General features: G+C 32.1%; 14 protein-coding genes. 8 read left to right on the plus strand and 6 right to left on the minus strand.

Annotated features, from left to right (window positions below):
* Positions 1 to 13 precede the first annotated feature (13 nt).
* The gene (locus tag FOF46_RS00210) at positions 14 to 1,228 is read right to left on the minus strand and encodes a class I SAM-dependent rRNA methyltransferase (protein WP_109437452.1); all 1,215 of its coding nucleotides are present in this window, start codon (positions 1,226 to 1,228) and stop codon (positions 14 to 16) included.
* Positions 1,229 to 1,535: 307 nt separating this feature from the next.
* Complete coding sequence (locus tag FOF46_RS00215; protein ID WP_143915063.1) at positions 1,536 to 1,715, minus strand: hypothetical protein; 180 nt, start codon at positions 1,713 to 1,715, stop codon at positions 1,536 to 1,538.
* Between the two features lie 632 nt (positions 1,716 to 2,347).
* On the opposite strand from FOF46_RS00215, the gene FOF46_RS00220 reads away from it, so the two are divergent.
* The 3 genes from FOF46_RS00220 (at position 2,348) to FOF46_RS00230 (ending at position 4,119) form a co-directional block, all read left to right on the plus strand.
* Positions 2,348 to 2,647, plus strand: coding sequence for an ArsR/SmtB family transcription factor (locus tag FOF46_RS00220; RefSeq protein ID WP_244299545.1), 300 nt, complete (start codon positions 2,348 to 2,350; stop codon positions 2,645 to 2,647).
* A gap of 68 nt (positions 2,648 to 2,715) precedes the next feature.
* Positions 2,716 to 3,315, plus strand: a complete 600-nt coding sequence (locus FOF46_RS00225) for a short chain dehydrogenase (protein ID WP_143915064.1) — start codon at positions 2,716 to 2,718, stop codon at positions 3,313 to 3,315.
* A gap of 18 nt (positions 3,316 to 3,333) precedes the next feature.
* Positions 3,334 to 4,119 carry a PhzF family phenazine biosynthesis protein gene (locus FOF46_RS00230; protein ID WP_143915065.1) on the plus strand — a complete coding sequence of 262 codons (786 nt, stop codon included), beginning with the start codon at positions 3,334 to 3,336 and terminating at the stop codon, positions 4,117 to 4,119.
* A 32-nt stretch (positions 4,120 to 4,151) separates the two neighbouring features.
* On the opposite strand, the gene FOF46_RS00235 is transcribed toward FOF46_RS00230, so the two are convergent.
* Entirely contained in the window at positions 4,152 to 5,669 is a 1,518-nt protein-coding gene (locus tag FOF46_RS00235; protein ID WP_109437457.1) for a DEAD/DEAH box helicase, read from the minus strand.
* A gap of 176 nt (positions 5,670 to 5,845) precedes the next feature.
* Between FOF46_RS00235 and FOF46_RS00240 the strand changes: the two genes are divergently transcribed.
* The 5 genes from FOF46_RS00240 to lpdA all read left to right on the plus strand — a co-directional run bounded on the left by FOF46_RS00240 (position 5,846) and on the right by lpdA (position 9,751).
* A complete protein-coding gene (locus FOF46_RS00240; RefSeq protein ID WP_143915066.1) occupies positions 5,846 to 6,715 on the plus strand; it encodes an alpha/beta fold hydrolase in 870 nt (289 codons plus the stop codon).
* Positions 6,716 to 6,789: 74 nt separating this feature from the next.
* A complete protein-coding gene (gene msrB / locus FOF46_RS00245; RefSeq protein WP_143915067.1) occupies positions 6,790 to 7,281 on the plus strand; it encodes a peptide-methionine (R)-S-oxide reductase MsrB in 492 nt (163 codons plus the stop codon).
* Positions 7,278 to 7,673 carry a peptide-methionine (R)-S-oxide reductase MsrB gene (gene msrB, locus FOF46_RS00250; RefSeq protein WP_109437460.1) on the plus strand — a complete coding sequence of 132 codons (396 nt, stop codon included), beginning with the start codon at positions 7,278 to 7,280 and terminating at the stop codon, positions 7,671 to 7,673. Before msrB (FOF46_RS00245) ends, msrB (FOF46_RS00250) begins: the two co-directional genes overlap by 4 nt.
* 28 nt (positions 7,674 to 7,701) lie before the next feature.
* Positions 7,702 to 8,178 carry a hypothetical protein gene (locus FOF46_RS00255; protein ID WP_143915068.1) on the plus strand — a complete coding sequence of 159 codons (477 nt, stop codon included), beginning with the start codon at positions 7,702 to 7,704 and terminating at the stop codon, positions 8,176 to 8,178.
* Positions 8,179 to 8,359: 181 nt separating this feature from the next.
* Positions 8,360 to 9,751 carry a dihydrolipoyl dehydrogenase gene (lpdA, locus tag FOF46_RS00260; RefSeq protein WP_109437462.1) on the plus strand — a complete coding sequence of 464 codons (1,392 nt, stop codon included), beginning with the start codon at positions 8,360 to 8,362 and terminating at the stop codon, positions 9,749 to 9,751.
* 75 nt (positions 9,752 to 9,826) lie between these two features.
* On the opposite strand, the gene aroQ is transcribed toward lpdA, so the two are convergent.
* The 3 genes from aroQ to FOF46_RS00275 all read right to left on the minus strand — a co-directional run bounded on the left by aroQ (position 9,827) and on the right by FOF46_RS00275 (position 11,622).
* A complete protein-coding gene (aroQ, locus tag FOF46_RS00265; protein WP_109437463.1) occupies positions 9,827 to 10,237 on the minus strand; it encodes a type II 3-dehydroquinate dehydratase in 411 nt (136 codons plus the stop codon).
* Position 10,238: 1 nt separating this feature from the next.
* On the minus strand, positions 10,239 to 10,865 hold the full coding sequence (locus tag FOF46_RS00270; protein ID WP_143915069.1) for a porin family protein: 627 nt from the start codon (positions 10,863 to 10,865) through the stop codon (positions 10,239 to 10,241).
* A gap of 163 nt (positions 10,866 to 11,028) precedes the next feature.
* Positions 11,029 to 11,622: a porin family protein gene (locus FOF46_RS00275; RefSeq protein WP_109437465.1), complete on the minus strand. Its 594-nt coding sequence runs from the start codon at positions 11,620 to 11,622 to the stop codon at positions 11,029 to 11,031.
* Positions 11,623 to 11,656 lie beyond the last annotated feature (34 nt).

An 11,656-nucleotide genomic window follows, 5' to 3' on the forward strand; every position in this document is an offset into this window, starting at 1 on the left:
GTTACCATTGTAGTTAATGTACTCTATAATATCCACATTTAAGATATGCACCTTCTGCAAAAATTATAGGATGATCAATATCATGAGTTGTTTTTTCTAAAACTTCAAAAGTTCTGCCAGTACTTAAAATGTTATCCTCAGAGATTTTAAAAAAATCTTCTTTTATAACTCTCGAAGAACAAGAAGCTAATACTAACAATCCATTTTTAACTACTAATTGAGCTCCTAACCTAGCAAGTCGAGCATAGCTAGTTTTTGCTTTATCAATTTCATTTTCTCGTTTTGCAAACGAAGGTGGATCAATGACCACAATGTCAAACTTTTTATTTGTATTTATCAGATTTTGTAGTCCTTCAAAAGCATCGGCTACAATAATATTATGTTTTCCACTACATGTATTAAGGTTGACATTTTCTTTGGCCATATTTAAGGCATGCTTGCTAATATCAAGACTCACAACTTCATTAGCTCCACCGGCTAATGCATGCACAGAAAAGCCACCTGCATAAGAAAACACATCTAACACTGTTTTTTCTTTGGCTAACTCCCCTACTCTTTTTCGATTATGGCGATGATCCAGAAAATATCCAGTTTTGTGTCCTTTAATTACATTTGCTGAGAACAACACTCCATGTTCTCTAAAAACAACAACATCCTCTTCTAAAACCCCATAGATTACCCGACCATCTTTTAGATCATATAATTCGCCTTTAGATTGTAACAATCTGCTTAAACGTAGCACAACAGTAATACAACAGCTTATTGCAACCAAATGTTCCACAATGTAATTCAAATACGGAAACCAAATTTGTGAATATAACTTAATTACCAATACCCCATCATACACATCTGCAATACATCCCGGAAGATGATCATTTTCTCCAAATAACAGTCTATAACTATTTGTATCGGTTTCAAGTAAAGGTTTTCTTAATTCATATGCTTTTAAAATAATTGCTTCAAACCATTCTTTATTAATTTTGACTGGTTTCCCATAGTGTAAAAGCTTAACTCGTATTGGAGAATATGGATCGTACAACCCACAAGCCAAAAAAGTATTCTTTTTATTATCATAAACAACCACCAAATCTCCTGGATTACCCTCTTTATTTTGTTTAATAATACTATCTTCAAAAATCCAAGGATGCCTTCTTTTGACCATTTTCTCTGCAGAAGGCCTTAGTTTTATAGCAATTGTTTTTACGGGTATATTTGGAATAATATTCATCTTTTGCAAGATTAGTAATTATTTTTCTCTAATGATGTAATCTACCTCTTTATTTAATCAAAAAGTGGTTTAAGACCTGTGTGTATGCTTTATCAAATACAGTATGTCGATAGCAACAAAAAATCATTCATGTCTACAGATATCTCCTTGGGTAAAATATCTTAAAGAAACACAATTAGTATGGAGCTCTGTATACACAACCAACTTACTATTATTCTTAGTAATAATTTATGGCTAACAAATCATCAAATAAAAAAAGAGACTGTTAATTAACAGTCTCTTTTTCAAATCTTTTTTTGAGCAATGGTTAATACCACAGACAACCACCTGACCCTCCAATACCTATACACCTACCTGCATCGCAAATAGCCGCACCTGGTGCAAGTTCACAACAAAATATACCCCTCTGTTCACAAGCATAACGTGCTGCTCCAGAAATCTTACTTTGTTCTTCTTTACTTAGAGTTTTGATACCGTCTAAATTCAAAAGAATTTTCATTTGTGTAAATATATATGGTTAATTAAGGTCTATCGAATATTGATAATAGAAACTAGACAAATCTGTAAGTTTAATTTTAACATTAAAATATACTTACTTTCTTCTGTTACAAAGTCATTAAAATTATCAATTTATATTTATGATAAAAATAAGACAATTACTAGATATTCAAATACAGGAAAAACTCAAAATATATACTGTTTTAATACTAAAAACCGTAAAAACAAAAAGCACTCATCCCAAGAAATATCAGGATAAGCGCTCTCATCTATGTCGTTCGAACTTTTATTTTGTGTCAATAAAGAACAATGTATTTTTTTGAAACCTAGTAATTTTTTTTTGAAAAGCACCTATCCCAAGAAGTATTAAGATAAGCGCCTAACAGCTATTGTTAAAACTAATTTACTTTTATTCAATAAATTACAATTTCTTTATTACTTATATTTACTAGACGAGCATTATGAAATTTTGTTACAGATAAAATTATTTTTTTTTATAAAACACTAAAAAATAGAATTTTAAAATACATAAAAGTACCCTGTAATAGCAGCGATAATTGTTTCCAATCACTTAACATATTTATAAAATTAAATATGTATATTTGTAAAATGAATAATCAAATGATTCTTGAGATAAATAAAGCCTTAGCAAATTCGACTCGGTTGGATATACTTAAATGGTTGAAAGATCCTGAAGCAAATTTTCCACCCCATATAGAACTAGGACATTTTAACGATGGTGTCTGTGGACAAAATATTAAAGATAAGTCGGGATTATCACAACCAACAATATCTCACTACCTTACAGGGATGAGAAAGGCCGGATTACTTATAGCAACAAGGCATGGAAAATGGACGTACTTTAAAAGGAACGAAAAAGTAATAAAAGAGTTCTTAGAAATTATGAATAAAGAATTGTAAAAATTTAGTATAACATATTTACAAAATTAAATATATAATTATAAAAATATATAAATTAAAAATCAAATATGAAAGTTTTAGTAATCGGTTCAAGTGGCACTATAGGTTCAGCTATATATAAAAGACTGGTAAGTCAGAGTCATGAAGTATATGGAGCCAATAGAGGTAGTACTGACTACCCTATCGATATTACAGATGTGAATTCTATTAAACATCTATTCAAAAAACTCCCAAAATTAGATGCTGTAATTAATGCCGCAGGGACGGCATCATGGAAACATTTTTCTGATCTTAAAGAAGAAGATTATTATGTAGGAATAAAAAGTAAACTAATGGGACAGGTAAATTTAGTACACATAGCAAAAAACTATTTAAAAGATAATGCTTCCATTACATTAACAACTGGTATCCTTGCAGAACATTATGAGCCTAATGCCGTAGGACTTTCTCTTGTAAATGGTGCAATACATAGTTTTGTAAATGCAGCCTCTAATGAACTTGATCGAGGTATCAGGCTCAATGTCGCAGCTCCTGGTGCAATTGCAGGTGATTTTCCTGAAAACAAAAAATTTGCTGGGTATTTCCCGGTAAATATTGAAGATGTAGTTAATGTATATACAGAAATATTAACTAGTGATACTACTGGCATGATTTATAAAAAATATTAACTCATTTAAAATAAAACAATGAAAATACCCATATATCAGGTAGATGCTTTTACCAAAACTTTATTTGGAGGTAACCCAGCTGCTATCTGTCATTTGCCATATTGGCTTGATGATAAAACGTTATTAAATATTGCAATAGAAAACAACTTGGCAGAAACAGGATATTTTGTAAAAAAAGATGATATTTATGAAATAAGATGGTTTATGCCATATGAAGAAATTGATTTATGTGGACATGCCACATTAGCATCTGCTTATATCATTTTTAATTATCTGGATACATCTATAGATGAAGTTACATTTTCTTCAAAAAGTGGAATACTTAAGGCAAAAAAAGAAGATAATGGGTCAATCACTTTAGATTTTCCTTCTAGGATGCCTGCACCAATTGAAATTCCAAAAGAAGTATATGATGCATTTAAAGTAAAACCTATTGCGACTTATGCAGCAAGAGATTTAATTATTACACTTTCTTCTGAGAAAGAAATATTAAACGCTTCGCCAAACCTAGAAGCACTTAAAGGACTTCCATATTTATGCACTATAATTACTGCTAAAGGTAAAAATGTTGATTTTGTATCTCGCGTTTTTGATGCCAATCCAGAAGCACATCCTGAAGATCCTGTAACAGGCTCAGCCCATGCTTCTCTTGTTCCTTTTTGGGCAGAAAAATTAAATAAAAAACATCTCTTTGCAGAACAATTATCAGCAAGAAGAGGGCAATTAGAATGTAGAATTGAAGGAGATCGTGTTTTTCTAAGCGGGTATTCTGTACTTTATTTGGTTGGGGAGATAGAAATATAAACACATTATCTAACCTAAGATTAATCAATTGTTTAATCCATAAATAATTGATTAATTTTGGATCTCAGTTTTCGTTTATAATCCTCTTCCAACCAATCCCGATAGTTTTTGGTACTTTTACTAATACAATAAGAATATCGACGTACCCTATATTCTATATCCTGATCCAAAAGTTTGCTCAAAATTCGAGCATCAAAAACATCTTCACTATTCTGAACACACATTTTTGCATGTTGCTCTATGGATTTTTCAAGAACGGTAAGACTTCTCAATCCAAAACGTTTTGTTTTTGCGTATTCTTCTTCAATATCAAAATCAATATCTTCAGAATTTGAAAATTCTTTTCTTAAATCTTCAGGAAGTACATATTTAAAATTACGTTCAATCTCTTCATCCCCCACTAGATTATCATAATAAAAATCAGGAGACCTAAATATAGATTGCCAATCCACATCAGAATTCCATAAACCAAATCTCGCCGTGTTATTGCCCAAATCCAGTATAGAAAATTCTTGTTTGGTTGGCAGAATCCTGGATCCTCTACCAATCATTTGGAAATACAATGTAAGTGATTTTGTTGCCCGATTAAGTATAATACATTCTACTGTAGGCTCATCAAAACCCGTAGTAAGAATACTAACCGAAGTAAGTATAGCATCTTTAGTATTTTTAAACCATGCTAAAATATCTTCTCTTTCTTGTTTACTATTCGTATTATCCAAATGGCGAATAGCATATCCTGCTTTTTTAAAGGTCTCATACACATAAATGGATGTATTGATCCCATTATTAAAAATCAGTGTCTTTTTACCTTTTGCTCTTTCTTCATATGAATACAACAATTTATCTTGCATTAACATATTTGTATACAACTCTTCTGATGATTTTACAGTATAATCACCGTTCATTCCTATCTTAAGAGACCCTAAACCTACATCGTAGGTATATATAACAGGAGTTGCTAAAAATCCGCTATTTATCAATGAACTAATTGTATCTCCAACAATCAATTCATTATAATTATCTTTCATGGGAAGCTTCATATTAGAACTAAGCGGTGTAGCAGTTACTCCCAGGATAAAACAATTTTTAAAAAAACGAAAGAGCTTTCTAAATGAGTTATAATGTGCCTCATCAATAATAACCATTCCAATATTATCGAGTTCTAAATGATCTTCATTTAATCTATTATTCAGTGTCTCGACCATAGCAACAAAGCACATATACTCGTTTTGATCATCGAGTTGCTTTACCGAGCTATTTATAATTTTATTTTTAACTCCAAATTCGGTAAGCATTTTAGAGGTTTGACCACAAAGCTCTATACGGTGTGTAAGAACAACTACTTTTTTTCTGGAAGACTCAATATACCTTCTTACTATTTCAGAAAATATAACAGTTTTTCCCCCTCCTGTTGGAAGTTGATATAATAGATTATATTTTTCTGGAAACTCTTGTAAGCGACTAAATATCTTGTCTATATCCCGTTTCTGGTAATCATATAGTACTTTTTGTTCTTTTTTACCTATCCCTGTGGGTTGTAATCCCATGTAGCCCTCTATTAAAAAATAAGCTACAAAATTAAATACTTTAAAAGGTTATATAAAGGAATTAGAGAAATATATTTGTTCACTCATTTTTTTTAGAATGTTAATTAATCATAATTGTTTAACTGAAAGAGGTTTCTTGTTTTAATTTTAACATTTATAAAAGCGAAATAGTTATAATGAATAAAGAGGATAAAGATTTAATTCCCGTTCAAACCCTTCTAATTCCCAAATCTATTTTATATACAGGGAAAATTCTAAATTGGATCTCCCCCCTTTTAGCCTCGAGATTTGCAGCTAGAATATTTTTGACACCATTTGGCTATAAAATCCCTGAAAGGGAAAAGAAAATGTATGCTACAAGCAAAAAAGAGCAAATCTTTATTAAAAAAATTAATAGAGAGGTTATGGTATATACTTATGGTGATTCAAAAAAGAAAATTCTTCTTGTACATGGTTGGTCAGGAAGTGGTACACAACTTTCGAAAATAGCTGATGCCTTAATAGCAAAAGGATATAGCACCATAAGCTTTGATGCTCCGGCTCATGGAGATTCTCCTGGAAAAAGAACAATGTTACCCCATTTTATAGAAACGATTTATCAGTTAGAAGAAATGTACGGTCCTTTTGAAGCAGCAATTGGGCATTCTTTAGGAGGAATGTCACTCCTAAGAGCTACAAAATATGGTTTACAAATTAAAAAATTGGTAATTATAGGTACTGCAAATAGTATTACTGCTATCACCAAAAACTTTGCTAAAAATCTACAATTAAATAGTAAAGTAGCTCGTTTACTTAAGGCATATTTTGATAAAAGATATGGGGAGGATCTTGACAATTATTCTGGTGCAGTTTCTGCTTTAGGCGTTAAAATCCCCACATTAGTAATACATGATAAAAATGATGTAGATATTCATTATAGTGCAGCTTATGAAATCAATGATAACCTGACAAATGGTAAGCTACTGATAACTGAACAATTAGGTCATAGAAAAATTTTAGGTACTCTAGAAGTTATCTCCAAAATCGAAAATTTTATTTTGGAATAGTTGTTGATACGTTATTCATAGAGTATTTGTACGACTATTAATTAAAACTTTATTTAACTTTATTCAAAAAAAACATGAAACGTTTAATTTTAATATGTTTAGGAGTTCTAACAATTAGCTGTACAAGTAATGCTCAACAAAAAACAGTTAAGGAAAAAAAGACATATTCAGTTAGTAAGACTAATGCCGAATGGAAAAAAATCTTAACCTCTGACCAATATTATATTCTCAGACAAGCAGGAACAGAAAGACCTTTCTCTAGTCCACTAAATAAGTTGTATGCAAAAGGTACATTTCATTGCGCGGCTTGCAACACTCCATTATACGAGAGTGAACATAAATTTGATAGTGGTACTGGTTGGCCAAGTTTTGATCGTGCTGTAGAAGGTAGTGTCGATAAAGATGTTGATCATAAATTAGGATATGCAAGATCAGAACTGTTATGTGGAACTTGTGGAGGACACTTAGGCCATGTATTTAATGATGGCCCAAGAGAAACTACAGGAATGAGACATTGTATAAATGGAGATGCTTTAATTTTTACACCAAAAGAATCGAAGAAATGAGTAAATATCCTATACAGAAATCTGAAGCTGAATGGAAGACAGAACTTACAGAAGAACAATATAGAGTATTAAGACAAAAAGGAACAGAAAGACCATTTACAGGAGAGTTCAATATGCATTTTGATAAAGGTACATATGAATGTATGGCATGTCATGTTGCTTTATTTGATAGCACTACAAAATTTGATTCTGGATGTGGATGGCCCAGTTTTGATGAAGCCATAGAAGGGAGTATCGAATATGTTAGAGATACCTCGCATGGTATGATAAGAACAGAAATATTGTGCGCAAACTGCGGTAGTCATCTCGGTCATGTGTTTGACGACGGCCCTACAGCAAGTGGTCAGCGATATTGCGTAAACTCGGTAAGTATAGACTTTGATAAAAAATAAATTTACAACAAATAAATATTTAGAATTCATGAAGAAAATTTTCACATTACTTTGTATAACTACGTTTATGTTAACATCTTGTTCTAATGACGATGATACAGATTTTGATACTATTGGGCAATCATTTGAAGTTGACAATGTAGATTTTATAGGACCAGAATTTGCTGTTAATATCCCATTTCCTGCTGGTGTCGAAGTATTTGATGCAGATGTAGTATTAGTATATCGTCTAGAAGAAGTTGTTAATGGTAATGATGTTTGGGAGCCTTTACCTACTCCACTAATTATCTTGGATAGTGGAGGTGAATTGACCTATAGGTTTAATTTCACACTAAATGATGTGGATATTTTATTAGATACTCCAGACATTGGCCTTGTTGGCACAAATTTTACAGATAATCAAGTATTTAGAATTGTAATAGTTCCATCTAGATTTGCTCAAGATTCAAAAATAGATTTTTCAGACATTAACGCTGTGCAATCTGCACTTAAACTTGATTTTTAAAGAGAGTTTCAATTATAATTAATACTATTATTATAGAAAGTATTAAAAATTAACACTATCCTTTGGGTAGTGTTTTTTTTATACTCCTTAATGATATAATTCATATTCTTATGGAATGCTTAAATCCTTTTTTGGTTAGCCGAATTATCCTTAAATTCGTGACTTCAAAAAATCGACATTTATGAGCACATATGATATCATCGTTTTAGGGAGTGGTCCCGGCGGGTATGTAACCGCAATTCGAGCTTCACAATTGGGTCTTAAAACCGCAATAATAGAAAAAGAAAGTTTAGGAGGAGTTTGCTTAAACTGGGGATGTATCCCTACAAAGGCATTACTAAAAAGTGCACAGGTATTCGAATACCTTAAGCACGCTTCAGATTATGGACTTACTGTAGATAAGTTTGATAAAGATTTTGATGCTGTTGTAAAGCGTAGCCGTGGAGTTGCTGATGGAATGAGCAAAGGTGTTCAGTTTCTGATGAAAAAGAATAAAATCGATGTTATTAATGGTTTCGGAAAACTAAAAGCTAGCAATAAAATTGAAGTTACTGATACTGATGGTAAAACTTCAGAATATGAAGCAAAACATATTGTTATTGCTACCGGTGCCAGATCAAGAGAACTACCAAATTTACCACAAGATGGTAAAAAAGTAATTGGTTATAGAGAAGCAATGACTCTAGAATCTCAGCCAAAGAAAATGATCGTTGTTGGATCTGGTGCTATCGGAGTAGAGTTTGCACATTTTTATAACGCTATGGGAACTGAAGTTACTATTGTAGAATTCCTTCCTACTCTTGTCCCTCTAGAAGATGAAGAAGTATCTAAGCAGTTTGAACGAAACTTCAAAAAAGCTGGTATTAAGGTAATGACAAATTCTTCTGTAGAAAGTGTAGATACTAGTGGTGATGGTGTAAAAGCTACAGTAAAAACTAAAAAAGGAGAAGAAGTTCTTGAAGCAGATATTGTATTATCTGCTGTAGGAATCAAAACCAATATAGAAAATATAGGATTAGAAGAATTAGGTATTGCAACTGATAGAGATAAAATAGTTGTAAACGATTGGTATCAAACCAATATCCCGGGAGTTTACGCAATTGGAGATGTTGTACATGGACCAGCATTGGCTCACGTAGCATCTGCCGAAGGGATTACATGTGTAGAAAAAATTGCAGGAATGCATGTTGAAGCAATTGATTATGGAAATATCCCTGGATGTACATATGCCTCGCCAGAAATTGCGAGTGTGGGAATGACAGAAAAACAAGCTAAAGAAGCTGGTTATGAATTAAAAATAGGTAAATTTCCTTTCTCTGCATCTGGAAAAGCAAGTGCTGCCGGAACTAAAGACGGTTTTGTCAAAGTAATATTTGATGCTAAATATGGTGAGTGGCTAGGATGCCACATGATTGGAGCAGGTGTTACTGATATGATCGCTGAAGCCGTTTTAGGTAGAAAATTAGAAACGACAGGACATGAAGTACTAAAAGCAATCCACCCTCACCCAACAATGAGTGAAGCTGTAATGGAAGCTGTGGCTGATGCTTATGGTGAAGTAATCCATCTATAAAAAGGAAAAATAAACATAAAAAAAACACCTTACGATCAGTAAGGTGTTTTTTTATTCTGTATACAATCTTGTTAATTAAAAACTTTGTAGAGCTAACTCATAGCTTTGCAAGCCAAAACCTAAAATAACGCCTTTTGCATTTGGAGAAATATAGGACTGATGTCTAAATTCTTCTCTTCCAAATGTATTAGAAATATGAACTTCTACCACAGGAGTTGATATTGCTTTTATAGCATCTCCAATCCCTATAGAAGTATGGGTATAAGCTCCTGCATTAAGAACAACACCATCAAATAGGTCATCTGCTTCCTGTATTTTAGTGATTAATTCTCCTTCGATATTAGATTGAAAATAAGTTAATTCTATTGAAGAAAACTGCTCTTGTAATTGAACAAAAAATTGATCAAACGTTTGACTACCATATATTCCCGGTTCTCTCTTCCCTAGAAGATTTAAATTAGGGCCATTTAATATTAAAATCTTCATATTACTGATCGTTCTGTCTTCTGTTATTTTTAGTTTTAAATAAATACCCTACCGATATTTGACCTACAGCATTCTTATTATCAATATCTACCCCTTCTATATCAACAATATTTGTTAATCCCAGGTTATAACGTACTTGAAAAAACAAACCGCTCTCTAGTTTATAACCTGCTCCAAATCCCCAACTAAAATCAAAATTAGAAAAGGAATCAAAGAATTCATCAGGAGTATCTTCTGCAGATTCACTAGCATTGGCTAATGTGGCCAATTGAGGACCTGTTTCCAAGCTAAATTTATCTGTAAAATAGACCTTGGCAACAACAGGTAGTGCTAAATAATTTAAACTAATTTTATTCTCCTCCCCTGCTTCATCAAATGTATACCCTTGTGCAGAGTACAAAACTTCTGCCTGTATAAAAAATCGACGAGTAATAGGAAACTCTATCACTGCTCCCAAATGAACGCGTATTCTAGCATCAGTATCTTCTGCATCTCCCGTAATGTTTGCATAATTTCCTCCAAACTTAAATCCGGCACGTGTATACAATGCCTCACCTTCATCCTGGCTATATAATGAAGAGGTAATAACCATTAAGATGGTTGTGATTAAAAAAAAATTATTTCTCATTCGTCTTATTTAAATTGTAATATAATAAAATAGGCTTATCTATTCTATATCTAAATACTATTAACTATTCAAAAGTAGTTTTATTTTTTAGAATCCAGAAACTACAAACAAAAAAGCATCCTAAAATATCAGGATGCTTTTATTTATTTTTAATTATACTATATTAGAACTTATACCCTACAGAAAGTTGGATTACCGAGTTTTTTTGTTTTACATCATCAGAACTTTCAGTATCATTAATATTAGATAAACCCAAATTATAACGACCATCAAAAAATAATCCCATATCCAATTGATATCCTAGACCAAAATTTAGTCCAAAATCAATTCCTTTAATTGCATCATCAATATCATTGTCTTCATCGACTCCAGGCCCTTCAACTTTGGCCTTGGCAGAAGTTAGAAATCCAATTTGAGGCCCTGCCTGAAGGCTAAATCCTTGAGCCACATAATACTTTGCCATTAATGGAATATTAATGTAATTTATTTTTGTAGTAGTTTCTAAATTACCAACATCTAATTTAGCCCCTTGAGAAGAATATAATAATTCAGGTTGAAAGGCAAATTTCTCTGAAATTGGAATTTCAACTAATGCTCCAATATGGAAACCAGTTCTCCCATCAACACCATCTGTTCCATCTCCAGAAATATTAGCAAAGTTAACACCTGCTTTTGCTCCAAATCTAATTGATTCCTCCTGTGCAGTAGCCACCAAACTAAGAGAAGCTAAAACTGCAAATAACATAAGTTTTTTCATAATGTAATTGATTTTGTAAATTCAACGGTAAAAC

The organism is Aquimarina algiphila (assembly GCF_007489275.1).
GTDB lineage: Bacteria > Bacteroidota > Bacteroidia > Flavobacteriales > Flavobacteriaceae > Aquimarina > Aquimarina algiphila.